We start from the raw sequence: 21,873 nt of genomic DNA on the forward strand, positions 1-21,873 counted from the left end.
AATATCCATTGACTGACTATGAATTGACACCACAAGTTGCTATTGTTGACCCAGAATTTGTTATGACCGTGCCAAAACGTACAGTAGCTCTTTCTGGTCTTGATACTTTGTCACATGCCCTTGAAGCTTATGTTTCAGTTATGGCATCTGATTTGACTCGTCCATGGTCTCTTGAAGCTATTAAATTAGTTATCGAAAACTTGGAAGATTCTTATAACTACGATCCTAAGAATCCTACACTTCGTGGCGAACAAGCACGTGAAAATATGCACTATGCTGCAACACTTGCAGGTATGGCCTTCTCAAATGCCTTCCTAGGTATTAATCACTCAATCGCACACAAAACTGGTGGTGAATTTGGTCTTCCTCATGGTCTAGCTATTTCAATCGCTATGCAACATGTTATTCGTTACAATGGTGTTGCAGGAAATGTGAAACGTTCAGTCTTCCCACGTTATGAAGAATATCGTGCACAACGTGATTACGCTGATATTGCTCGTAGCCTTGGTCTTCAAGGTAAAGATGATGCAGCATTAGTAGAAGCGCTTTGCCAACGTATTGATGCTTTGATGAAAGCAGTTGATGTTGATCCACGTCTCTCTGCAAATGGTGTTACAAAAGAAGCCTTTGATGCAGCAGTTGATAAATTAGCATCACTTGCATACGATGATCAATGTACACCTGCTAACCCACGTCAACCTTACATTGCTGAGTTGAAACAATTATTGATTGACATGTTCTAATACCTCTTCTTAACAATTGTATTAGTTGACATTCTTGAGCCTCCCTTTGGGAGGCTTTTGTGGTAGAATGGAGGTGTTAATAAAAACGGTTAATCAGGGATTTTTGTAAGACCTGTCTAGAGATATTGCATTAAAGGAGACTGTTATGATTGGATCATTAATTGTTGGGGCTTTGATTGGGATAATTGCAGGAGCTATCACTAAGAAAGGTGAGTCAATGGGCTGCATTTATAATATTTTTGCTGGACTTGTGGGCTCATTTGTTGGTCAAAGTTTGTTTGGTTATTGGGGACCTAGTCTTGCTGGTATGGCAATTTTACCATCTGTACTTGGGGCCATTATCGTTATTGCAGTTGTTGATTTATTTTTTGGGTAATTATTTGATAAAACGCTATAAGAAGAAGCAGTTACTGTTTGGTAGCTGCTTTTTAATGATTCTTAAAAAACTATGCTGCAAGCTCTGCTATTTCCTATAAAATGTGATAAAATAATGAAGATACGTGGTTTTATGCAAAGACGAGTTTATAAGTCTTTTACAGACTGGTTTTTGTAGAAAACAGACGTATCAAAATAAAATGTTAGAGGAATAAAAATGTCAAAACAAACTTTTGAAACGACTTTTGCTGGTCGTCCATTTGTTGTTGAAATTGGTCAAGTTGCTAAACAAGCTAATGGCGCTGCAGTAATTCGTTACGGTGAATCAACTGTTCTTAGTGCAGCTGTCATGTCTAAAAAAATGTCAACTGGTGACTTCTTCCCACTTCAAGTAAACTACGAAGAAAAAATGTACGCTGCTGGGAAATTCCCAGGTGGTTTCAACAAACGTGAAGGTCGTCCGACAACTGATGCGACATTGACAGCTCGCTTGATTGACCGTCCAATTCGTCCAATGTTTGCTGAAGGTTTCCGTAACGAAGTTCAAGTAATTAATACCGTTCTTTCTTATGATGAAGATGCTAGTGCACCAATGGCAGCCATGTTTGGTAGCTCACTTGCTTTGTCTATTTCAGACATTCCATTTAACGGACCAATCGCAGGGGTTCAAGTGGCTTATATCGATGGTGAATTTATCATCAATCCATCAGCTGAACAAAAAGAAGCATCTCTTCTTGAATTGACTGTTGCCGGTACAAAAGAAGCTATCAACATGGTTGAATCTGGTGCTAAAGAATTGTCAGAAGACATTATGCTTGAAGCTCTTCTTAAAGGACATGAAGCAGTTCAAGAATTGATTGCCTTCCAAGAAGAAATCGTTGCAGCTGTTGGTAAAGAAAAAGCAGAAGTTGAATTGCTACAAGTTGACCCAGAATTGCAAGCTGAAATCATTGCAGCCTACAATGCGGACCTTCAAAAAGCTGTTCAAGTCGAAGAGAAAAAAACGCGTGAAGCAGCAACAGAAGCTGTCAAAGAAGAAGTAACTGCTGTTTACGAAGAACGCTACGCCGATGATGAAAACTATGAAACAATCATGCGTGATGTGGCTGAAATTCTTGAACAAATGGAACACGCTGAAGTCCGTCGCTTGATTACAGAAGATAAAATCCGTCCTGATGGTCGTCGTATTGACGAAATTCGTCCATTGGATGCTGAAATTGATTTCTTGCCAAAAATTCACGGTTCAGGTCTATTTACACGTGGACAAACTCAAGCCTTGTCAGTTTTGACACTTGCTCCAATGGGTGAAACACAAATCGTTGATGGACTTGGTGATGAGTACAAGAAACGTTTCTTGCACCACTACAATTTCCCACAATTCTCTGTTGGTGAAACTGGACGTTACGGTGCGCCAGGCCGTCGTGAAATTGGTCACGGTGCTCTCGGTGAACGTGCTCTTGCGCAAGTTCTTCCAAGCCTTGAAGAATTCCCGTATGCTATCCGTCTTGTAGCTGAAGTTTTGGAATCAAACGGTTCATCTTCACAAGCTTCAATCTGTGCAGGTACCCTTGCGCTTATGGCTGGTGGTGTGCCAATTAAAGCACCTGTTGCTGGTATCGCTATGGGATTGATTTCAGACGGTAGCAACTACACAATCTTGACAGATATCCAAGGCCTTGAAGACCACTTTGGTGACATGGACTTTAAGGTTGCAGGTACTCGTGAAGGTATCACAGCCCTTCAAATGGATATCAAGATTGAAGGTATCACACCACAAATCTTAAAAGAAGCTCTTGCTCAAGCTAAGAAAGCACGCTTTGAAATCCTTGATTTGATTGAAGCAACTATCCCAGCACCTCGTACTCACTTGGCACCAACAGCACCAAAAATTGATACAATCAAGATTGATGTTGATAAAATCAAAGTAGTTATTGGTAAAGGTGGTGAAACCATCGATAAAATTATCGAAGAAACTGGTGTTAAAATTGACATTGACGATGAAGGAAATGTTTCAATTTACTCATCAGACCAAGCAGCTATCGACCGTACCAAAGAAATTATTGCTGGTTTAGTTCGTGAAGCTAAAGTTGGTGAAGTTTACCACGCTAAAGTTGTTCGTATTGAAAAATTCGGTGCTTTTGTTAACCTCTTTGATAAGACAGATGCCCTTGTTCACATTTCAGAAATTGCATGGACACGTACAGCTAACGTTTCTGATGTTCTTGAAGTTGGTGACGAAGTTGATGTTAAAGTTATCAAAGTAGATGACAAAGGACGTGTTGATGCGTCAATGAAAGCTCTTCTTCCACGTCCACCAAGAGCTGAAAAACACGAGAAAGAACACAAGGATCATTCACCGTTTGGTGGACACTTGCGTGATAACAAAGAAAAACACGATAAAATTGACTAATCACTTTTTGACTTGCTCATCTTTTGTAAATGTGGAGTTTAACGATGACAAATTTAAATGAACTTGATTTGCGTTTGCGTGCATTTGTAAACGCACCAGATAATTTTTTAGATAGCATTGCTCTTGTCAATGCTTTGCACAACATCCCAGTTTTGGCTAGTGATCAACCTTATGCTCTTGATATTGAAGGGCAAAAGGTGACTCCTGTCTTTTCTGATAAGGAAGATTTGGAAACTTTCAAATCTGAACAAGCTAGTGCCAATGATCAAAATTGGGTTGAACGTCTAACTTTGGATGTTTTAAAAGAAGTCATTGAAAAAGGATTAACTGGAATTGTCTTTAATCTTAAGAAAACAGGCGATTTTGGCAATTCAACTATTTTCAAAAGTAGTGAATTAATCCAATTTTTGAATGCATACACAACTATTTTGAATAAACTTATGGGTGAAGAAAACCTTGCGGCGGATACTTTGGACAAATACTACCTTGTCCCAGCTTTTGTTCACCCACGTGATGATCAAAGCTTTGACCGTATGTTCCCAACAATGTCTACACCAGAAGGTAAAAGCTATGTCCCAGCCTTTTCAAATCTTCAAAGCTTTGCTAAATGGTATAACCACAAAGATTTTGGAACACCATTTCGCAATTCTCAAGGAAGTATTTTGACATGGCGTTTGGCTGATATTTATCAACCTGGACACGGTGAAAACGACATTGACGAAACGGTTGGAGTTGCCATTAATCCCTTTGATGACCAACAAATTCTTGTCGATTGGTCTGAAATCGACGAAGACGAATAAAAGAAAGGAGAAGATATGGGTTGGTGGAAAGAAACCATTGATATTGTAAAGAAAAACGATCCAGCGGCTCGTAGCTCTCTGGAGATTATACTAACTTATCCTGGTGTCAAAGCATTGGCTGCGCATCGTATCTCACATTTCTTGTGGAAACATGGCTTGAAATTATTAGCGCGCATGCATAGCCAATTCTGGCGCTTTTGGACACAAATTGAAATTCACCCAGGAGCTGAAATTGCTGAGGGTGTCTTTATCGACCATGGTTCTGGTCTTGTTATTGGTGAAACAGCAATTGTAGAAAAAGGAGTTATGCTTTATCATGGTGTGACTCTTGGTGGAACGGGTAAGGATGTCGGGAAACGTCACCCAACCGTTCGCGAAGGAGCACTTGTTTCAGCGCACGCACAGGTTATTGGACCAATTGAAATTGGTAAAAATTCCAAAGTCGGTGCAGCAGCTGTCGTTGTATCGGATGTTCCAGCAGATGTAACAGTAGTTGGAGTACCAGCGAAAGTTGTTCGTGTTCATGGTAAAAAAGATGAAAATGCCATTCATGATCTCGAAGAACACCGCGAGTACTATACTTCAAAACTTGAAGCAGCTTTCTACGAAAGTTTACATTCATCAAAACTTTAATTGAAAGATAAAAGGAGATTGGAGGAAGGAACATGACAATTAAGATTTATGATACAATGACCAGAAGTCTTCGTGACTTTGTCCCAATTACTGAAAATACTGTTAACATGTATGTTTGTGGACCGACTGTTTATAACTATATTCACATTGGGAATGCTCGAAGTGTTGTTGCTTTTGACACGATTCGCCGCTATTTTGAATACCGTGGCTACAAAGTAAATTATATTTCTAACTTTACTGACGTCGATGATAAAATCATCAAAGGTGCGGCAGCAGCTGGCATGGACACAAAGGCATTTTCTGATAAATTCATTGCAGCCTTTATGGAAGATGTCAAAGAACTTGGTGTTGAACCAGCAACAAAAAATCCACGTGTTATTGATTACATGGATGAAATTATTGCTTTTGTCAAAGACCTTGTGGACAAAGGTTTTGCTTATGAAGCAAATGGCGATGTGTATTTCCGCGTGGCTAAAAGCAAAAACTATGCTAAATTAGCCAATAAAACTTTGGAAGACCTTGAAGTTGGTGCTAGTGGTCGTGTTGATGGCGAAGGTGACATCAAAGAAAATCCACTTGATTTTGCACTTTGGAAAGCTGCTAAGCCTGGTGAAGTTTCATGGAAAAGCCCTTGGGGACAAGGACGTCCTGGTTGGCACATTGAATGTTCTGTAATGGCGACAAGTATCTTGGGTGATACCATTGATATTCATGGTGGTGGAGCTGATTTGGAATTTCCACACCACACTAATGAAATTGCTCAATCAGAAGCCAAAACTGGGAAAACATTTGCTAATTACTGGATGCACAATGGTTTTGTCAATGTTGACAATGAAAAAATGTCAAAATCTCTTGGCAACTTTGTGACAGTTCACGATATGTTGAAAACTGTTGATGGTCAAGTACTTCGTTTCTTCCTTGCGACACAACAATATCGCAAACCTGTCAACTTTACCGAAAAAGCTGTTCACGATGCATCTGTTAACCTTAAGTATTTGAAAAATACCTTTACCTTGCCACTTGGTGAAGCAGTTGATTCAGCTGAACTTGAAAAATTCAAGGCTGATTTTGAAGCAGCTATGGATGATGATTTCAACACAGCAAATGGTATTACAGTTGTCTTTGACATGGCAAAATGGATTAATTCAGGGAATTATGACCAAGTAACCAAAGATACTTTTGCTAAAATACTTGCTGTATTTGGTGTTGTCTTTGAAGAAGAAGTGCTTGATGCGGATATCGAAGCATTGGTTGAAAAACGCCAAGAAGCTCGTGCAAATCGTGATTTTGCAACAGCAGATGCTATTCGTGATCAGCTAGCAGCTCAAGGTATCAAATTGCTTGATACTAAAGATGGTGTGAGGTGGACACGTGACTAAGGTAGATGTCAATCTTATTAATGGTATTGCCCTTGCTTTTGAAGGAGATGCCATTTATTCGACTTATATTCGTAAACACTTGATTTTTCAAGGTATGACAAAACCTAATCAATTGCACCGCAAAGCAACGATGTATGTTTCAGCCAAAGCTCAAGCAATGCTGATTAATATGATGTTAGAAGCGCAGCTATTGACGGAAAAAGAAGAAGAAATCTATAAGCGTGGTCGCAATACAAATAGTCATACCAAAGCTAAAAATGCTGATGTTGTGACTTACCGCATGTCGACAGGTTTTGAAGCTGTCATGGGCTATCTTCACATGACTGAGCAGATTGATCGTCTCGAAGAGATTATTGATTGGTGTATCCAAGCGGTTGAAAAAATTGAAGATTAAGTAAAAAATAAAAATAGCCAGTTCTCGCATGAGAGCTGGTTTTCATGTTATAATAACACTATGAAGAACAAAGAATTTAATGATCAAAATGACATCGTTTATGGTGTACATGCAGTAACAGAAGCCCTTCAAGCTAATACAGGAAATAAACTCTACATTCAAGACGACTTGCGTGGAAAAAATGTTGATAAAATCAAAATGTTAGCCACAGAGAAAAAAGTTTCTATTTCTTGGACACCTAAAAAAACACTTAGTGACATGACAAATGGTGCCGTTCACCAAGGTTTTGTTTTGCGCGTTTCAGAATTTGCTTATGCTGAATTAGATAGCATTTTGGAAAAAGCTGTGCAGGAAGAAAATCCACTGATTCTAATTTTGGATGAACTCAATGACCCGCATAATTTTGGCTCAATTTTGCGAACAGCTGACGCAACAAATGTCACTGGTGTGATTATTCCAAAACATCGTGCGGTTGGTGTGACACCTGTGGTTGCTAAAACATCAACTGGCGCTGTCGAACATGTTCCGATTGCTCGTGTGACAAACCTCAGCCAAACGCTTGATAAATTGAAAGAACAAGGTTTCTGGGTATTTGGTACTGATATGAACGGAACACCATCACACAAATGGAATACAGCTGGCAAACTAGCCCTAATCATTGGTAACGAAGGAAAAGGCATTTCGCCAAACATCAAAAAACAAGTGGATGAAATGATTACGATTCCGATGAATGGTCACGTTCAAAGTTTGAATGCCAGTGTGGCAGCTGCAGTATTGATGTATGAAGTTTTCCGTCATAAAGTAGATTAATTTTTTTGTAAGACTTGATGAGCCATCTGTGAAAGGACTAAAAAATGAAGAAAAGAATCCTCTTAGTTGATGGTTATAACATGATTGCCTTTTGGCAGGAAACACGTCAACTCTTTAAGACAAATCGATTAGACGAAGCACGCAATATTTTACTGCGTAAGCTCAATAATTATGCCCATTTTGAAAATCTGGATATTATCTGTGTCTTTGATGCTCAGTACGTTCCAGGATTGCGTCAACGTTATGACCAATATAAAATCCAAGTAATTTTCACCGAAGAAGATGAAACAGCTGATTCTTATATTGAACGTACAGCAGCTGAGCTAAATACACCACGCCATCTTGTGGAAGTTGCAACCAGTGATTTAAATGAACAATGGACGGTCTTTTCACAAGGTGCCCTTCGGGTGTCAGCTCGTGAATTGGAGCAGCGCGTAAATACGGTTAAATCAGACTTGGACAAAATGTCAAAGCACATTGATTTAACCACACCAAAACTCAGTCCGTGGAATGATGGACAGATGGATAAATTAAAAAAATTACTTGATGATATTTAAAACATCAAAGGACTTTTTTAAAGGAGCTCGCTAATTGCGAGCTTTTTTGTTATAATGAAAAAGAAATCATTTGACTATCAAAGTATTTTTGTGACAATGATTGATAATACTGAACGTATGATTGTTTTTATAGTAAAGGGAGAATTATGACTTTTAAATTACTAACGGATTCAACAGCAGACTTAGATGAAAATTGGGCAACTGCTCATGATGTTGAAATCCTAGGACTAACCATTCAATTAGACGGGGAAATCTATGAAACGGTTGGTCCAAATCGTTTGACTAGTGAAAAATTACTAGAAAGCATGAAAAATGGTGGTAAACCAACGACTAGTCAAGTTAATGTGGGACAATTTGAAGAAAGTTTCCGTCGTCATGCACAAAATGGTGATGCGGTGCTTTACCTAGCTTTTTCTTCTGTCTTATCAGGAACTTACCAAAGTTCAATGATTGCGCGTGATCTTGTTTTAGAAGAATTTCCAGATGCGACTATCGAAATCGTTGATACCTTGGCAGCAGCAGGTGGAGAAGGGTATTTATCTGTCCTAGCAGCTGCAGCGCGTGATGAAGGCAAGACACTCGAAGAAACTAAAGCGATGATTATTGATATTTTGCCTCGCTTACGAACATATTTCCTAGTTGATGACCTTTATCATTTGATGCGTGGCGGTCGTTTATCAAAAACATCTGCTATCATGGGAAGTTTAGCTAATATCAAACCTCTTTTGTGGTTGGATGCCACAGGAAAACTTGTTCCACTAGCAAAAATTCGTGGCCGCAAAAAAGCACTAAAAGAAGTTGTTTCTCAAGCGACCAAATCTATCGCTCATAGAACAGCTGTTGTTGCCTATGCTAATGATTTAGAAGGTGCTGAAAGCTTAAAAGAATCATTGCTCGAACATGACATGATTGATGAGGTTCTTATTATGCCATTAGGTCCAGTTATCTCAGCTCACGTAGGGCCTGGAACGTTAGCTGTCTTTACAATCGGAAAAGACGCACGATAAAATCAAAAAAGTGGACTTAGTCTGCTTTTTTTGTAAAACATAATGACGGTGGTATTTAATATTTGAATTGGAGTGAGGGAAGATGGTTGTAGCTATTGAGACGGTTGGTTTATGTCTGTTCTTTTTATCTTGTGCTTTTTAGGGACAGGAACTGATGATAAAAATTTAAAAAGTTTTTCATCGTATCCAGATGAAGTTCAGACTTTGATAAGAAATAATGAGGATTATCGAGCAAAAGTTAAAACAACTAATAAGTGTGTAGCATTCTTGCTAAATTTTTTAATCTTTTTGGTAATATTATTTATTTTTGGAATAGCTATTAGAAAGCCAAACTTTTTACACAATTTCATTTGTTTAAGCATTATAGGACAAGGATTGAATTTGTTTGATTTACTTGTGATTGATTTAATTTGGTGGAGACGTACAAAATGCATTCGTTTTACAAAAATCCCTGAAAAAGACCTATTTCAGAATCCTAGAAAACATATAGAATCATTTACAAGAGCTTTTGTGATGTATCTTCTAATTGCTGTAATAGATGGTTATTTGCTGCAATTTTTGTAACGTCAAATTGCTAAATGGGTTATGTCAAAGAGTTTTGCTATGATGTCAAAAGGTATTTGCTAGTATTCAAATGAAAAAAGAAGATAATTTTGGTGAAAGGTGGAAAAAATGAATATCAGTGAATTACGAAAACAATATCAGATGAGTCAAGATGATTTTGCCAATATTTTTCATGTATCAAGGCAGACTGTATCAAATTGGGAAAATGGGAAAAGCTATCCAGATGTAGAAATGCTGGTTAAAATTAGTGATTATTTTGGCATTTCTGTTGACCAATTAATTAAAAAAGAAACTATACCAAGTGTAGCAAAAAATTCTGATAAGCAGAAGAAGCTGTGGCCAATGCTTGCTGTAATTGCCACAGTGGTTTGCCTTATCGGAGCATTCTTCTTGTATAACTATAACGAAGAACACTCAGTCAAGTTTTCAATGAAAAAAGATAAGACTTATGGTCAAAGTGCAACTAGCCAAAAAACTTTAGAAGTTACTAAAGGTTATTTCACATTGCCAGAAGATGAAAAGTTGAATCTTAAAGTAAATGGCATGACAGATGATGGAGATTTACATTTAAGTATTGTTGATGAAAATAACAAGTGTTGCTATCAACTTGATGGCGATGAATTAAAAGATAGCCAAAAACTTTACTTTTAAAAAGGCTCTTATCAAGTTCAAATCACTGCCAATCATTATCATGAAAAGGTTGTTAGTTTGGACTATAATGTGAGTGTTAAGGGGTAGATTTCACAATAGTTATAATCAGTCATAAAAAAATTCAATACTCACAATTTGCCTTCTTCCTTGAGAGAAGTGATATAATTTTAAAAAATCAAGGGAGGTAGATTGATGACTTTATCGTATGCTGTACTTGGAAGTGGTGCGATGGGACTACGCTTTGGCCTATTGCTGAAGGAACATTTGAAAGCTCAAGTTGATTTTATCGATACTTGGCAAGAACAAGTTGATACAATTCAAAAACAAGGTGGTGTCTACCAGTCACGTGATGGCAAGAATCGTGATTTGGTTCCAATTGATATTTATCTACCAGAAAACTACCATGGAAAACCAGATGTCTTGATTATTTTTGATAAACAGATGCATCTACAAAAATTACTAGAGCGAAGTGAACATTTCTTCAATAGCAATCAATACGTTTTTACTGGCATGAATGGCATGGGGCACATTGAAAAGATTAATCACTATTTTGTTCCTGAAAAAGTTTTGGCAGGGACTTGTTTAATTGGAACAGTTTTAAAAGCTGCAGGAGATGTCGATTTTATCGGAAAGGCTGGTGCAGGTTCGATTAATTTAGCTGCACAGTTCGGTTATGTCGATAGCGTTCAAAAGCAGATTATTGCTGATTTTAGTGCATCAAATCTTAATCCAAATCTGACGGATAATTTTTTAGGAACACTTTATACAAAGGTTGTTTTTAATTCTGTAATCAATACAATTTGTACCCTTTTTGAGATTCGCATGGGGCAGTTTATTGATTATCAAGGTGCAGAGAAACTTGGAAGACAGCTAATTGATGAAGCGTATGACGTAGCAGAACTAGCAGGGATTGAACCGCTTAATAGCCGTGAAAAAGAGTGGGAAACCATCCGTTATGTCAGTGAGGAGACCAGTCCACTTCACTATCCATCAATGTATCAAGACATGATTAAAGGACGTCAGACAGAAGTGGACTATATTAATGGCTACATTTATGATTTAGGCTTAGCAAATGGCTATCAAGCCAAGACACATGACTTTTTGCGTCACCTTGTTCACCTAGCTGAAAATACACGCAAATACCGCTAAGCGTTTTCCTTCAAAAAGTCGAAAAAACTTATAAAAGATTAGTCATAACTGTTGACTTACTACCACTTTTTTTGGTATTATAGTAAGCGGTATTGTTTACCCCATTTGTAAGGCCCCGGAACCTTTCAAATAACTCGTGGACCGGAACATCCACACTTTGTAAACAAAAACGAATTCGTATAGGAGAACTCATGAACAAAACAACATTCATGGCTAAACCAGGCCAAGTTGAACGTAAATGGTACGTTGTTGACGCAACAGATGTACCTCTTGGACGTCTTTCTGCAGTAGTTGCTAGCGTACTTCGCGGAAAAAACAAACCAACATTCACACCACACACTGATACAGGTGACTTCGTTATCGTTATCAATGCTGAAAAAGTTAAATTAACTGGTAAAAAAGCAACTGATAAAATCTACTACACTCACTCAATGTATCCAGGTGGATTGAAACAAATCTCAGCAGGTGAACTTCGTTCTAAAAATGCTGTTCGCTTGATTGAAAAATCAGTTAAAGGCATGCTTCCACACAACACTCTTGGACGTGCACAAGGCATGAAATTGAAAGTCTTCGTTGGTAGCGAACACACACACGCTGCTCAACAACCAGAAGTACTTGATATTAAAGGACTTATCTAAGAGAGAAAGGAGCATCTATTAAATGGCACAAGCACAATACACAGGTACTGGTCGTCGTAAAAACGCTGTTGCACGCGTACGTTTGGTCCCAGGTACTGGTAAAATCACAGTTAACAAAAAAGATGTAGAAGAATACATCCCACATCCTGACCTTCGTCTTGTTATCAACCAACCATTCGCAGTTACTTCAACTGTTGGTTCATACGACGTTTTCGTTAACGTTGTAGGTGGTGGTTACGCAGGTCAATCAGGAGCTATCCGTCACGGTATCGCTCGCGCATTGCTTCAAGTAGACCCAGACTTCCGTGATTCATTGAAACGCGCTGGTCTTCTTACACGTGATGCACGTATGGTTGAACGTAAAAAACCAGGTCTTAAGAAAGCACGTAAAGCTTCACAATTCTCAAAACGTTAATTATCAGCGATATATCAACGTTTCAAGACATTCAAGAGTTCTCTCTTGGGTGTCTTTTTTTGCCCTAAAATAAAAAGTTTCCCTGAAAATTTCCCTGAAATTTCCCTTAGCTCTTTTTGATGATGCGGAAGGCTGTTTCACCAACTGATTGTTTAACAGTGTTTTTGGTATTGATATATGTCTTTGTGATTGACTGGTCACTATGTGTGAGTGCTTCTGAAATTTCGTCAATAGACCGACCAGCTTTTTTAGCTAGAGTTGCTCCTGTATGTCGTAATTTATGAGGCGTAGCAGGAGCAAGTTCAGGGTGTCGTCTTTTAATGGAATTCATCCGATAGTTTAGATAGTCGATATGAACTACTTTGTTAATATTGTTGCTTCGGTCATTATATGTAAAAACAAATTGATTATTGGTCTGTTTAATTCCAAATAGTTTAAGTTCTTCCCGCTGGATGGCTTTCCATTCCTTGAGAAGTCTTATAAGTTCTAAGGGAGCGTTGAAGAGTGTTTTCTTGCCTCCTTTTGTTGACTTGACGTTTCCAAATCTATCCAGAGCATTTTCTATTAGAATCTCATTTTGGTTGAAGTCAATATGTTTCCACTGTAAAGCATAAGATTCAGATTTTCTATCTGATAAGAAGAATGTGGTATAGAAAAGGACATAGTCTTTAAACTCAATCAGTCCTTGATTTAAATCATCATCAAAGGCTTTTAACCAGAGTCGAAGCTCTTCTTCATCGAGGGCTAAATCTTCTTCTCGTTTACTCTCTTTAAGCATCTGTTTCTTTGTGGCTTTAATACGGCTAATTGTTTTGTGGAGTCGATTGACGGGGATATATTCTAGTTCTTCCGCCCAGTCAAAAACAGAGTTGATATAACCACGGAGTGCTTTGAAATTCGCGTAGCTATTTGCTTTCCCAGTTAATAGTGAGAGGACTAGCTGCTTATTATCATTGAGGTAGCTAATTGAATATTTGCCAAGAAGTGGTAGGATATGAAGTCGAAACAGATTCTCGGTCTGGAAAACTGTAGCAAGAGTTGGAGGTTTACTTGTTGTTGTGGTTTGTCCAGCTTTATATGGCTCTAACCAGACATCTTTATAGAAGTCAGCGAAAAGAATATCTTCTTTGTGGATTGGCTTTTGATAGTGTTTATTAAGCTTAGCTTTTTCAATATCAACAGATAATTTCAATTCAGCTTCTTTAGCTTCACGTCTCGTCTTAAAGCGTTTCTCGTAGTAAGCACCAAGTCCTAATTTTGGCTGGACTTCATTAGGGATATAGACTTTCAAGTGATACGTTCCATTTTTAGTTTTCTTTATTGACATCGGTACTCCTTTCTAGGCAGAAATTTCAAGTCTTGCCATCCAATGATTGACGCTTTCCTTATTGAATCGTATGGATTTACCAATTTTGATATATGGTAATCCCATAGAAATCCATAGGTCAAGAGTATTGTTAGAAATCCCTAGATAATCACAGGCTTGTCGTTTATTTAAAAAAGGAGAATCAGCACCAACTGATTCTCTTGCATTTTTAACTTCTGATTTGATTAACTCTCCAATCATATGTTGGATTTCAAGAGTTTGTTCTTCTGCTAAAATAACTTGCATGGTCATTTCCTCCTATATGTAGTATTTAAAAAAACGAAAACAAGCCCATTTCTGAGCTTGCTTCTAAGGAGATTATGAAAAAGAAAAGTTATTTAGGATGAATACAGTATATCTGAATCACCCTAAACAAATCTTAAATCATAATCGTAAAAACTATAAAGAATCGTAAAAATTCGTAAATCTTATTGTGCAATCGCAAAGCTGTAATAGCTTTGGTTGCTGAGAACAGCGTAATGTGGTTTGTTTTGAACGCCACCGACATTACACTCTGAGATGAGGAAGGTTCCGTCTTGGTTGACAGCTTCCACAAATGCGACGTGACCGTATTCTGCATAGGTGCCTCCATAACCACCTTGAACGGACATGACGGCGCCAACTTGAGGCTCTGATACTTGTTTCCAACCACGAGAGACAAGACTAGCAACCCAATCTTGACCATTTCCGTTGTAATTGTAGATAGCTGAGTTGGTACAGATGCCTGTCTCAATCAGGCGATTGCAAACATACCAGGTACATTGTCCAGCTGGATAGGTATTGTTTCCCTGAGTTGTGACCGAGTTCTCACTAGGAACTCCATATTTGAGTTTTCCAAGGTATTCTGGCGGTAAGTCAAAGGTAGAAGTAAGAGTTCCAGTAGCAAGCCCTGTATCGCCTGAGAAAGCAACAGAGGAGTCGGAGGTGATTGTTCCATCAAACACCTTAAACCACTTGTCAGCATCCGTTTGGAGCTTCTCAGCCTTGGTCTGACCGTCTGAGAGTGCAACACCTTCATAATGTTCTGACCAATACAAAGCTGCATCCCCAGGGTCAGTAGCTTTTTGCATCTCAGTTTTGACTTTCTTGTAGGCACCGTTTAACTCGGTTGACATGAGTTGGAGTTCAACATCAGCATCCAGTATTCGGCTTGAAGCCTGTGCCCAACGGTCGCCGTTGACGGTGTTAGACCAGCCTGACCATTGGAAGTAACCAGCTACCCCACCGCCAGTATTGATAGCTTTAGGGTCAAAGCCTGACTCACGTTCTGCAACGGCTATACTACCAGTTGAACCAGCCAAGGTAAAGCCTTCTTTGGATAGCTGGTAGTTGAGGATTTTGATGACATCCTCTGCCCGTTCTTCTGTGATTGAGGCTTTTTGAGCCACCTCTTTAGCTGTTAGTGTCGTTCGCGTCCCAGTTGAACTACCATTACTTGATGTGTTAGACGAGTCACCAGCTATCGCAGCTGCACAAATGATCACAAGTAATAGGGGCAACAGAAGCGAAGAGAGAAGACTCAGTTTGAATAGTTTTTTCATGTGTCCCTATCACCTCCTTTAGTGTTTGAGATAGACTTTGAAGATAACTGTTCCAAAGAGCCATTTGGCATCTAGGACGGCTGGAATAGCACGGCAGAGTTCGATAATCCGTTTGGCTTCTTGGTCATTGACAGTATAAAGGACAGTTACCTTGATAGCCTTTAGGTCATTTTCATAGGCTTGGTAAATGTACTTTTCAAGGACAGGTTGAATCTGACTTCTCGTATATATCCTAATAGTGTCCATTTTGTTCACCTCGCAATCTGTTGAGTTCTTGAGTGAGACGGTTCTTACGCTCGATATTGGCTTTGATTTTGTCGTCCCTGGTCAGAGTTTGACGGAAGCTTCGGGTAAAGGCATTTGATCCTTGCGCTTGATACATGGCTCCTCCATCATCATAGGCGCTAAGTTCTCTTTCCAAGCGTTCCATTTTCCGTTGTTTACGTGGAGATACCCATTGTTCCTTAAGTTCCTGGAATTCCATTTCTGGTGGTGGAGGAGTTGTTGGTTGAGTAGGGATAGCTTCAGGAGTTGGTGTTTTCTCCTGGATTGGCTTATCTGTTGGAATATCCTGTTTTGGAAGATTTGGTTCAGAGGATGTTGGTGGCAGTTGGTCAGGTGTTGGAACAGATTGTTCAGTCAGTTGTTCTGTTGGAAGGTCCGGTTCCTCAGCTGGTTCAGGATTTGGTTTTGACCGTCTAAAGAAGTTGCCAACTTCCTTGATATGAGAAGATGCGTTCATAGCACTTCCAGCCACAAAACCAGTACCAGCCATGGCAAAGTTACCCTACGTTGGAGCCTTCAAAAAGGTTTCTTGCCACTACCTAAGTCAGTGACACCAAAAAATATTGAAGCCAACTTGGATATCTTTGACTTTAATTTGTCAGAGGAAGACATGGCAGTCTTGGATAAGATTCAAGGAATCAAAACTCAGGTTGATCCTGACACAGTTAATTTTTAATAGAAAAAGCAACTCGTCAGGGTTGCTTTTTAGTGTGTTTCTTTAGATTTGCTATAATAAAACTATCATTTTTTTATTTATAGATGGGAGTTACGTAATGGCGTCTCGAAATCTTTTGCCTCAGAATACACGTATGATGGCCAATTTGCTCAGTTTTTTTTTGGGGGAGCTTTGGAATGTTTTTTGTCATATGTATTACCATAGTTTGGTTGTCACTCAGACGGGGAATATTCTCTTGTTAGTTGCTGACTGGCGTAGTAGTAGCATGTACCATAACATATTGCGATGTTTCTCTATTCTTTTCCATAGGTTTTCTTTTTGGAATGTGGTTTAAAGATCATCGTAAGAATGCTTACTGGCGTGTTCATGGTCTACTTCCTCTTTTTGTGATGACTGCTATTTTACCATTCTTAAGGCCAAATGCTCTAATAGAGCTTCTGATTATTGCATTTTCTGTGGGTGTCATGATGAAGACTTTTACCGGTAGTCAGATTGAAAATCACCCCTTTATGATTTTTATGACTTCAGGAAATTATCGAAGGATGCTGACGGCACTTTATTATGTTATTCAGGGTAGCAAGTATCAGAAAGAATATCGTCGCCAGGCGGTCAATTATGGCTTCGTCGTAGGCAGTTTTGTGCTTGGTGCTGTTGTATCAGCTCTTCTCATGCGCTTCATTTATATTAAGTCAATCTGGCTAATTACACTCAGCCTCTTTACCGTCATGGTTTACTATTCATCTGAAGTGAAACGTCTGGGACTCAAGAAAACCAATCTTTAGGCATTTTTGTAGTAATTGTTTTTGATAAAAATAGTCTTATGTTATAATCTTGGTTATATTAATATTGTCTAATGATAAAAAGGAGACATAAGATGCCTATAGTAAGTAATGATTTTTCAGATATTGTATATAACCGTCGTTCCATTCGTAAGTTTGATACCTCTGTCAAGATTCCACGTGAAGAAATGTTGGAAATCTTGGATAAAACCGTTACGGCACCATCATCGGTGAACATGCAACCTTGGCGCTTTGTTGTCGTTGATAGCGAAGAAGGTAAAGATAAATTGAAACCTTTTGTCAGCTACAATGGTGTACAAAATGAAACATCCTCAGCCATGGTTCTCATTTTTGCCGATTTGAAGAGCCAAGAGAGAGCAGAAGAAATCTATGGGAAGGCCGTTACCCAAGGAAAAATGCCTGAAGAGGTCAAGGAGAAACAACTATCAAGCATTGTACCAATGTATGAAAATGCTCCTTTCGAAGTGATGAATGAAATTGTCCATATCGACTCTAGCCTTGCTGCTATGCAGTTAATGCTCGTTGCTCGCTCTTATGGATATGATACAAATGCCATCGGTGGCTATAAAAAAGACGGTCTTGCCAAAGCGTTTGGTCTTGATGAAGACCGACATGTGCCTATTTTGATTATTGCCCTTGGTAAAGCTGATGAAGAAGGCTTTGAGTCTGTTCGTTTGGACGCCTCTGATGTGACTACTTTTGCTTAATAAATAATCGGCCATGAGTCTCAAAAGTGGAGACTTATTTTTTTTGTATTAAAAGATAACAAAGTATTTTAAGTAAGATTGAGAAGTTGGTGTAACCCAGGATTAAGGTTAGGCCTCTTTCTTTGTGCTATAATGTAAGAAAACGTTGCATTTAAAGTTTAGTTTTGCCAATTTCTAGGAGTCTTTCATGATAAACTATTTGATCCTGAGGTTTCTCTGGTTTCGTGAGCGTGGCTTTGTCCAGATTACTCAAAAGACCTTGGTGTCGCTCTTTCCATTTTTTCTGTTTTCAGGAATTATTCGGGTGATTTCACTATCTGTTTTTTCGGAGATGGGCTATATCAATCAGCTGTTTTCAGTTTCTGACTGGTTACCGACCTTTAAGATAACTGGGCAGGTGCTCATTAATCTTTCCAACTTTCTTGGTGGCTTAGCAGGGCCCTTATCAACCTATTTTGCAGGAAAATACACAGCTGGTCACTATGGTAGAAGTACTGGTACAGCTGGTGTGACATCCCTTTTGGTTAGCTTGATTATAGGATCGCAGGAGCTGTTGCTGTCACCGCTAGACGATGGTGTCTTGGCTCGTATCAATTTACCGGATTCAATCAACATTATTTTGGCTATATTTGTGGGGTATCTGGTTGGCCAGATTTTTCGCTTTTCAAGAGCTAGTGATGATCAGATTGTGGACAAGGACTATATTTATCAACCAAAGACTGTTCGTCCCATTTTTTTATCACTCATTTTAGCTATTGGGCTTAACATTCTTCTTGTTATTGGAGATCAAGCTAATGTTTTTCAAACGATTAGGCAGTTTACTTCTACCTTTACTGTAACTGATAATCATCTGTTGTCAATCTTTATGATGGGATTTTTGAACACTTTTTCTGCTTGGATTGGGAATAATCAGATTTTTACCCTAAATTCCATTGCCGAGGATAGTTTTGCCTTGGAAAATCTGAGATATGCTGTTTCTCATCATACGACGACTGGGTTTCCCCACCTTTATACGCTAACAAACCTTTATCATAGTTATGGTATGGTTGCTGGTATTGGCTCAGGGCTAGCCCTCTTGGTGGCTCTGCTTTTAGCATCAACCAGTTATAAGGATAAGAAGGTGAGTCTTCTAAGTGTCTTTCCTAGTCTCTTTAACTATGGGGCTCCATTTATGGTGGGGATACCAGTCTTGTTAAATTTAGTTTATTTGGTTCCTTTCCTACTGGCACCTATGGTAAATATGGGTATTGCTGCGGTGTCCTTGGCTATCCATCTTATGCCAGCTGCGGTTTATCCAGTTCCAGATGGCACACCAAGTCTTCTTTACGCCTTTATCGGAACTGGGGGTAGCTTACGAGCTCTAGCTATTAGTATCCTCTGTTTAGGAGTTGACATTCTTATCTTTATTCCATTTGTGCGTCTGTCTAATAAGGTACAACACGGTCTAAAAGAGGAAGGAGAAAGCCTTGAAACTAAATAAAAAAACTAAGTTGGTCTTTATCCTTGTTGCTCTCTTTCTCATTGGTCTAGCCGTCCCATCCTATAGTTGGACTAGGAAAAATGCCAAGGAAATAGAGATTTTCTATAATTCAAAATTGTCTCCCATTATCATGATTCCAGGGAGCTCCGCTACGGAAAATAGATTTGATGGCCTAGTCCGTAAGCTTAATAAAGACCGTCGTGGTACCAAGCATAGCCTCCTCAAGGTTAAGGTTTGGAACAATGGGCGTATTACCTTTGAGGGTAATATCAGAGAAAATGACAATGAACCTATTATTGTTATCGGATTTGAAAATAATAACGATGGCTATAGCAATATTAAGAAACAAGCCAAGATGATGAATCAGGCCTTTGAAGCCTTGCAGAATAAATACAATTTCAATAATTTTAAAGGGTTGGCACATTCAAATGGTGGCTTGATTTATACGGCTTTTATTGAAAATTATCTTAGCGACTACGATGTCAAGATAAATTCTTTGATGACTATCGGAACGCCCTATAATTTCACTGAAACCAATATTAAAAATAAATCGGTCATGCTAGCAGACTTTATAGCTGCTAAAGAGAATATTCCGTCTACCCTGCATGTCTATTCGGTAGCGGGAACCATTACCTATGATTCGGACGAGCTGGTTCCTAATGCTAGTGTGTCCGCTGGGAAATATATCTATCAGAATCAGGCAAAAAGTTATACTGAAATCACTGTTACAGGTGAGGATGCCCAACACTCGGATTTACCAACCAATGATGAAGTAGTGGATCTGGTCAAACAACATATCGAAGGACAAGGTCTTCGCAAGAAGTAAAAGACCAAGTTAGAGCCTCAATAGGCTATAATACTATGTATTATTAGTCTAGTTACTTATTTTCAAATACAAAAGGATAGAGTTTATGATGGCTCTATTTTTTAGTGTAAGAGGAACTCTTTCAGTTGTTGTAACGACTTGTTTTACAACGCTGGTTTTGTTATAATTGATTGAAAAGAAAAGATTAACGAGAGGTTCTTGATATGCAAATTCCAAGTCGCTTTACCATTGCTGTCCATATTTTGACCCTCATAGCACAAAATAAGGGAAATGAAACTAAGCTAACCAGTGATTTAATGGCGAGTAGTGTGGGTGTCAATCCAGTTATTATCCGCAAAACCTTGTCGCAACTGAAGAAAGCAGACTTGATTTTTGTTCAAAGGGGAAGTGGAGGAGCGACATTAGCCATGGCACCAGAGGAGATTAACCTTTTACAGGTTTATCGTGCGGTGGATAGCATCGGTCCAAGTGGACAACTCTTTAGTTTTCATGACAATCCTAATCCAGCGTGTCCAGTAGGACGTAATATTCATGGTATTTTGGATCAGAGCCTAGGAGACGTTCAAATGGCAATGGAAAAAGAACTCGAAAAGAAAACTTTGGCTGGTATTTTAAAGGATACTAAGGCTAACTGGAAAGAAACTGGAGCTTGATTTTTAGATTTTAAATGATAAGAAATCGAAAGTTATTCGGTTTCTTTTTTGATTTTAGGTTGTAATCATTGACATTACAATAAAACCAAGTATAATAATGTCAATGATTACAACACAGGAGAAAATCATATGACATATGACTACAATAGTAAGATTTATTTAGCAGAGGTGGTACTCAATGTAAAGGACTTAGCTGGTCAGACGGCCTTTTATACACAGATTATTGGACTTGGAATCCTAACCAAAACGGAAAGGGAAGTTGTTTTAGGAGCTGGAAACAAGCCCTTGGTCCATCTGATTCAGACCAATCGTGAGGAAGCGGTCAAGTCCAGTTATGGTCTCTACCATATGGCGATTTTGTTGCCGTCTCGCGAAGATTTAGCAGATGTTTTCAAACATATTGTTGATCTGGATTATCCATTTGTCGGTGCAGCTGACCATGGTTACAGTGAAGCCCTTTATTTGGAAGACCTTGAAGGCAATGGTATTGAGCTTTATAGAGACAAGCCGGTTGCTGAATGGGATATTCGTGAGGATGGTCGCATCGTTGGTGTCACAGAAGAGTTATCAGCTCAAGAAATTTACGAGATGGGACGCAAGGTTGAGCCTTTTGTGATAGCTAAGGAAACTCTCATGGGGCATATTCATTTATCAGTCAAAGATAGTCAGCTAGCAAGCACTTTCTATCAGGATGTTTTAGAGCTAGTGGATAAGTTTACCATTCCAAGCGCTAGTTGGATTGCTTCAGGAGATTACCACCATCACCTTGCGGTCAACGAGTGGGGCGGAAAAACCTTGTCCAAACGTGACAAAGATATGCCTGGTCTTGCTTACTACGTCATTGAAGTGGCAAACAAGGACAACTTGGTTGGCATAGCAGAGCGTGCTAACAATCGTGGAGGCAAGGTCGAATGGTCATCTTCTAATGAGTTAACAGTTGAGGATAAGGATGGTATTTTGACACGCGTAAGAAAAAAATATTAATAATTAGTGATTTTTTGAGTCGTAACTATT

The 21,873-nt window shown here is 38.8% G+C and carries 24 protein-coding genes and 3 pseudogenes; 22 read left to right on the forward strand and 5 right to left on the reverse strand.

The window, feature by feature from the left end:
* From STRINF_RS02050 to rpsI, 15 genes and pseudogenes are all read left to right on the forward strand, one after another.
* A pseudogene (locus STRINF_RS02050) lies at nucleotides 1-743 on the forward strand (bifunctional acetaldehyde-CoA/alcohol dehydrogenase); the annotation flags it as partial.
* Between the two features lie 145 nt (nucleotides 744-888).
* On the forward strand, nucleotides 889-1,119 hold the full coding sequence (locus tag STRINF_RS02055) for a GlsB/YeaQ/YmgE family stress response membrane protein (RefSeq protein WP_006531339.1): 231 nt from the start codon (nucleotides 889-891) through the stop codon (nucleotides 1,117-1,119).
* A gap of 216 nt (nucleotides 1,120-1,335) precedes the next feature.
* Nucleotides 1,336-3,528 carry a polyribonucleotide nucleotidyltransferase gene (gene pnp / locus STRINF_RS02060; RefSeq protein ID WP_006531340.1) on the forward strand — a complete coding sequence of 731 codons (2,193 nt, stop codon included), beginning with the start codon at nucleotides 1,336-1,338 and terminating at the stop codon, nucleotides 3,526-3,528.
* 44 nt (nucleotides 3,529-3,572) lie between these two features.
* Entirely contained in the window at nucleotides 3,573-4,328 is a 756-nt protein-coding gene (locus tag STRINF_RS02065) for an SseB family protein (protein ID WP_043878286.1), read from the forward strand.
* A gap of 15 nt (nucleotides 4,329-4,343) precedes the next feature.
* Entirely contained in the window at nucleotides 4,344-4,961 is a 618-nt protein-coding gene (gene cysE, locus STRINF_RS02070) for a serine O-acetyltransferase (RefSeq protein WP_006531342.1), read from the forward strand.
* Between the two features lie 32 nt (nucleotides 4,962-4,993).
* Complete coding sequence (gene cysS / locus STRINF_RS02075; RefSeq protein WP_006531343.1) at nucleotides 4,994-6,340, forward strand: cysteine--tRNA ligase; 1,347 nt, start codon at nucleotides 4,994-4,996, stop codon at nucleotides 6,338-6,340.
* Nucleotides 6,333-6,734 carry a Mini-ribonuclease 3 gene (locus STRINF_RS02080; RefSeq protein ID WP_006531344.1) on the forward strand — a complete coding sequence of 134 codons (402 nt, stop codon included), beginning with the start codon at nucleotides 6,333-6,335 and terminating at the stop codon, nucleotides 6,732-6,734. Before cysS ends, STRINF_RS02080 begins: the two co-directional genes overlap by 8 nt.
* Nucleotides 6,735-6,794: 60 nt before the next feature.
* Nucleotides 6,795-7,544, forward strand: a complete 750-nt coding sequence (gene rlmB, locus STRINF_RS02085; protein WP_006531345.1) for a 23S rRNA (guanosine(2251)-2'-O)-methyltransferase RlmB — start codon at nucleotides 6,795-6,797, stop codon at nucleotides 7,542-7,544.
* 44 nt (nucleotides 7,545-7,588) lie between these two features.
* Complete coding sequence (locus STRINF_RS02090; RefSeq protein WP_006531346.1) at nucleotides 7,589-8,101, forward strand: NYN domain-containing protein; 513 nt, start codon at nucleotides 7,589-7,591, stop codon at nucleotides 8,099-8,101.
* A gap of 146 nt (nucleotides 8,102-8,247) precedes the next feature.
* Nucleotides 8,248-9,108, forward strand: coding sequence for a DegV family protein (locus STRINF_RS02095; protein ID WP_006531347.1), 861 nt, complete (start codon nucleotides 8,248-8,250; stop codon nucleotides 9,106-9,108).
* A 111-nt stretch (nucleotides 9,109-9,219) separates the two neighbouring features.
* Entirely contained in the window at nucleotides 9,220-9,672 is a 453-nt protein-coding gene (locus STRINF_RS02100) for a hypothetical protein (protein WP_006531348.1), read from the forward strand.
* A gap of 108 nt (nucleotides 9,673-9,780) precedes the next feature.
* Entirely contained in the window at nucleotides 9,781-10,323 is a 543-nt protein-coding gene (locus tag STRINF_RS02105; protein ID WP_043878287.1) for a helix-turn-helix transcriptional regulator, read from the forward strand.
* Nucleotides 10,324-10,515: 192 nt separating this feature from the next.
* Nucleotides 10,516-11,472 carry a ketopantoate reductase family protein gene (locus tag STRINF_RS02110; protein ID WP_006531350.1) on the forward strand — a complete coding sequence of 319 codons (957 nt, stop codon included), beginning with the start codon at nucleotides 10,516-10,518 and terminating at the stop codon, nucleotides 11,470-11,472.
* 191 nt (nucleotides 11,473-11,663) lie between these two features.
* Nucleotides 11,664-12,110 carry a 50S ribosomal protein L13 gene (rplM, locus tag STRINF_RS02115; protein ID WP_003063191.1) on the forward strand — a complete coding sequence of 149 codons (447 nt, stop codon included), beginning with the start codon at nucleotides 11,664-11,666 and terminating at the stop codon, nucleotides 12,108-12,110.
* A gap of 22 nt (nucleotides 12,111-12,132) precedes the next feature.
* A complete protein-coding gene (gene rpsI, locus STRINF_RS02120) occupies nucleotides 12,133-12,525 on the forward strand; it encodes a 30S ribosomal protein S9 (RefSeq protein ID WP_006531351.1) in 393 nt (130 codons plus the stop codon).
* 106 nt (nucleotides 12,526-12,631) lie between these two features.
* On the opposite strand, the gene STRINF_RS02125 is transcribed toward rpsI, so the two are convergent.
* The 5 genes from STRINF_RS02125 to STRINF_RS02145 form a co-directional block, all read right to left on the reverse strand.
* Nucleotides 12,632-13,852, reverse strand: coding sequence for a tyrosine-type recombinase/integrase (locus tag STRINF_RS02125; protein ID WP_006531352.1), 1,221 nt, complete (start codon nucleotides 13,850-13,852; stop codon nucleotides 12,632-12,634).
* Between the two features lie 12 nt (nucleotides 13,853-13,864).
* A complete protein-coding gene (locus STRINF_RS02130) occupies nucleotides 13,865-14,137 on the reverse strand; it encodes a helix-turn-helix domain-containing protein (RefSeq protein WP_003103297.1) in 273 nt (90 codons plus the stop codon).
* 182 nt (nucleotides 14,138-14,319) lie between these two features.
* The gene (locus STRINF_RS02135) at nucleotides 14,320-15,432 is read right to left on the reverse strand and encodes a phage tail tip lysozyme (protein ID WP_006531354.1); all 1,113 of its coding nucleotides are present in this window, start codon (nucleotides 15,430-15,432) and stop codon (nucleotides 14,320-14,322) included.
* Between the two features lie 18 nt (nucleotides 15,433-15,450).
* Entirely contained in the window at nucleotides 15,451-15,678 is a 228-nt protein-coding gene (locus STRINF_RS02140) for a hypothetical protein (RefSeq protein ID WP_006531355.1), read from the reverse strand.
* Nucleotides 15,665-16,207, reverse strand: coding sequence for a hypothetical protein (locus STRINF_RS02145; protein WP_006531356.1), 543 nt, complete (start codon nucleotides 16,205-16,207; stop codon nucleotides 15,665-15,667). Before STRINF_RS02145 ends, STRINF_RS02140 begins: the two co-directional genes overlap by 14 nt.
* A gap of 3 nt (nucleotides 16,208-16,210) precedes the next feature.
* Here STRINF_RS02145 and STRINF_RS09765 point away from each other — a divergent pair.
* The 7 genes and pseudogenes from STRINF_RS09765 to STRINF_RS02175 form a co-directional block, all read left to right on the forward strand.
* Nucleotides 16,211-16,393 (forward strand): annotated as a pseudogene (locus STRINF_RS09765) (aldo/keto reductase); the annotation flags it as partial.
* A 97-nt stretch (nucleotides 16,394-16,490) separates the two neighbouring features.
* Nucleotides 16,491-17,175, forward strand: a pseudogene (locus tag STRINF_RS02150) (DUF1275 family protein).
* A gap of 92 nt (nucleotides 17,176-17,267) precedes the next feature.
* The gene (locus STRINF_RS02155) at nucleotides 17,268-17,900 is read left to right on the forward strand and encodes a nitroreductase family protein (protein WP_043878288.1); all 633 of its coding nucleotides are present in this window, start codon (nucleotides 17,268-17,270) and stop codon (nucleotides 17,898-17,900) included.
* Nucleotides 17,901-18,087: 187 nt separating this feature from the next.
* Nucleotides 18,088-19,380 carry a PTS transporter subunit EIIC gene (locus STRINF_RS02160; protein WP_006531361.1) on the forward strand — a complete coding sequence of 431 codons (1,293 nt, stop codon included), beginning with the start codon at nucleotides 18,088-18,090 and terminating at the stop codon, nucleotides 19,378-19,380.
* Nucleotides 19,367-20,206: an alpha/beta hydrolase gene (locus STRINF_RS02165; protein WP_006531362.1), complete on the forward strand. Its 840-nt coding sequence runs from the start codon at nucleotides 19,367-19,369 to the stop codon at nucleotides 20,204-20,206. Before STRINF_RS02160 ends, STRINF_RS02165 begins: the two co-directional genes overlap by 14 nt.
* A 203-nt stretch (nucleotides 20,207-20,409) precedes the next feature.
* Entirely contained in the window at nucleotides 20,410-20,859 is a 450-nt protein-coding gene (locus STRINF_RS02170; protein WP_006531363.1) for an Rrf2 family transcriptional regulator, read from the forward strand.
* Between the two features lie 129 nt (nucleotides 20,860-20,988).
* Nucleotides 20,989-21,843, forward strand: coding sequence for a VOC family protein (locus STRINF_RS02175; protein WP_006531364.1), 855 nt, complete (start codon nucleotides 20,989-20,991; stop codon nucleotides 21,841-21,843).
* Nucleotides 21,844-21,873: the final 30 nt, after the last annotated feature.

Origin of the sequence: Streptococcus infantarius subsp. infantarius ATCC BAA-102 (genome assembly GCF_000154985.1) — a bacterium.
Lineage (GTDB): Bacteria > Bacillota > Bacilli > Lactobacillales > Streptococcaceae > Streptococcus > Streptococcus infantarius.

What these genes read in the sequence shown, in the direction of transcription:
- STRINF_RS02140 (WP_006531355.1), bottom strand. Translation starts at nt 15,678, where the DNA reads ATGGACACTATTAGGATATATACGAGAAGTCAGATTCAACCTGTCCTT.
- cysS (WP_006531343.1), top strand. Translation starts at nt 4,994, where the DNA reads ATGACAATTAAGATTTATGATACAATGACCAGAAGTCTTCGTGACTTT.
- rlmB (WP_006531345.1), top strand. Translation starts at nt 6,795, where the DNA reads ATGAAGAACAAAGAATTTAATGATCAAAATGACATCGTTTATGGTGTA.
- STRINF_RS02095 (WP_006531347.1), top strand. Translation starts at nt 8,248, where the DNA reads ATGACTTTTAAATTACTAACGGATTCAACAGCAGACTTAGATGAAAAT.
- STRINF_RS02110 (WP_006531350.1), top strand. Translation starts at nt 10,516, where the DNA reads ATGACTTTATCGTATGCTGTACTTGGAAGTGGTGCGATGGGACTACGC.
- STRINF_RS02105 (WP_043878287.1), top strand. Translation starts at nt 9,781, where the DNA reads ATGAATATCAGTGAATTACGAAAACAATATCAGATGAGTCAAGATGAT.
- STRINF_RS02160 (WP_006531361.1), top strand. Translation starts at nt 18,088, where the DNA reads ATGATAAACTATTTGATCCTGAGGTTTCTCTGGTTTCGTGAGCGTGGC.
- STRINF_RS02135 (WP_006531354.1), bottom strand. Translation starts at nt 15,432, where the DNA reads ATGAAAAAACTATTCAAACTGAGTCTTCTCTCTTCGCTTCTGTTGCCC.
- STRINF_RS02155 (WP_043878288.1), top strand. Translation starts at nt 17,268, where the DNA reads ATGCCTATAGTAAGTAATGATTTTTCAGATATTGTATATAACCGTCGT.
- rpsI (WP_006531351.1), top strand. Translation starts at nt 12,133, where the DNA reads ATGGCACAAGCACAATACACAGGTACTGGTCGTCGTAAAAACGCTGTT.
- STRINF_RS02125 (WP_006531352.1), bottom strand. Translation starts at nt 13,852, where the DNA reads ATGTCAATAAAGAAAACTAAAAATGGAACGTATCACTTGAAAGTCTAT.
- STRINF_RS02065 (WP_043878286.1), top strand. Translation starts at nt 3,573, where the DNA reads ATGACAAATTTAAATGAACTTGATTTGCGTTTGCGTGCATTTGTAAAC.
- STRINF_RS02090 (WP_006531346.1), top strand. Translation starts at nt 7,589, where the DNA reads ATGAAGAAAAGAATCCTCTTAGTTGATGGTTATAACATGATTGCCTTT.
- STRINF_RS02175 (WP_006531364.1), top strand. Translation starts at nt 20,989, where the DNA reads ATGACATATGACTACAATAGTAAGATTTATTTAGCAGAGGTGGTACTC.
- STRINF_RS02055 (WP_006531339.1), top strand. Translation starts at nt 889, where the DNA reads ATGATTGGATCATTAATTGTTGGGGCTTTGATTGGGATAATTGCAGGA.
- rplM (WP_003063191.1), top strand. Translation starts at nt 11,664, where the DNA reads ATGAACAAAACAACATTCATGGCTAAACCAGGCCAAGTTGAACGTAAA.
- STRINF_RS02170 (WP_006531363.1), top strand. Translation starts at nt 20,410, where the DNA reads ATGCAAATTCCAAGTCGCTTTACCATTGCTGTCCATATTTTGACCCTC.
- pnp (WP_006531340.1), top strand. Translation starts at nt 1,336, where the DNA reads ATGTCAAAACAAACTTTTGAAACGACTTTTGCTGGTCGTCCATTTGTT.
- cysE (WP_006531342.1), top strand. Translation starts at nt 4,344, where the DNA reads ATGGGTTGGTGGAAAGAAACCATTGATATTGTAAAGAAAAACGATCCA.
- STRINF_RS02100 (WP_006531348.1), top strand. Translation starts at nt 9,220, where the DNA reads ATGTCTGTTCTTTTTATCTTGTGCTTTTTAGGGACAGGAACTGATGAT.
- STRINF_RS02130 (WP_003103297.1), bottom strand. Translation starts at nt 14,137, where the DNA reads ATGCAAGTTATTTTAGCAGAAGAACAAACTCTTGAAATCCAACATATG.
- STRINF_RS02145 (WP_006531356.1), bottom strand. Translation starts at nt 16,207, where the DNA reads ATGGCTGGTACTGGTTTTGTGGCTGGAAGTGCTATGAACGCATCTTCT.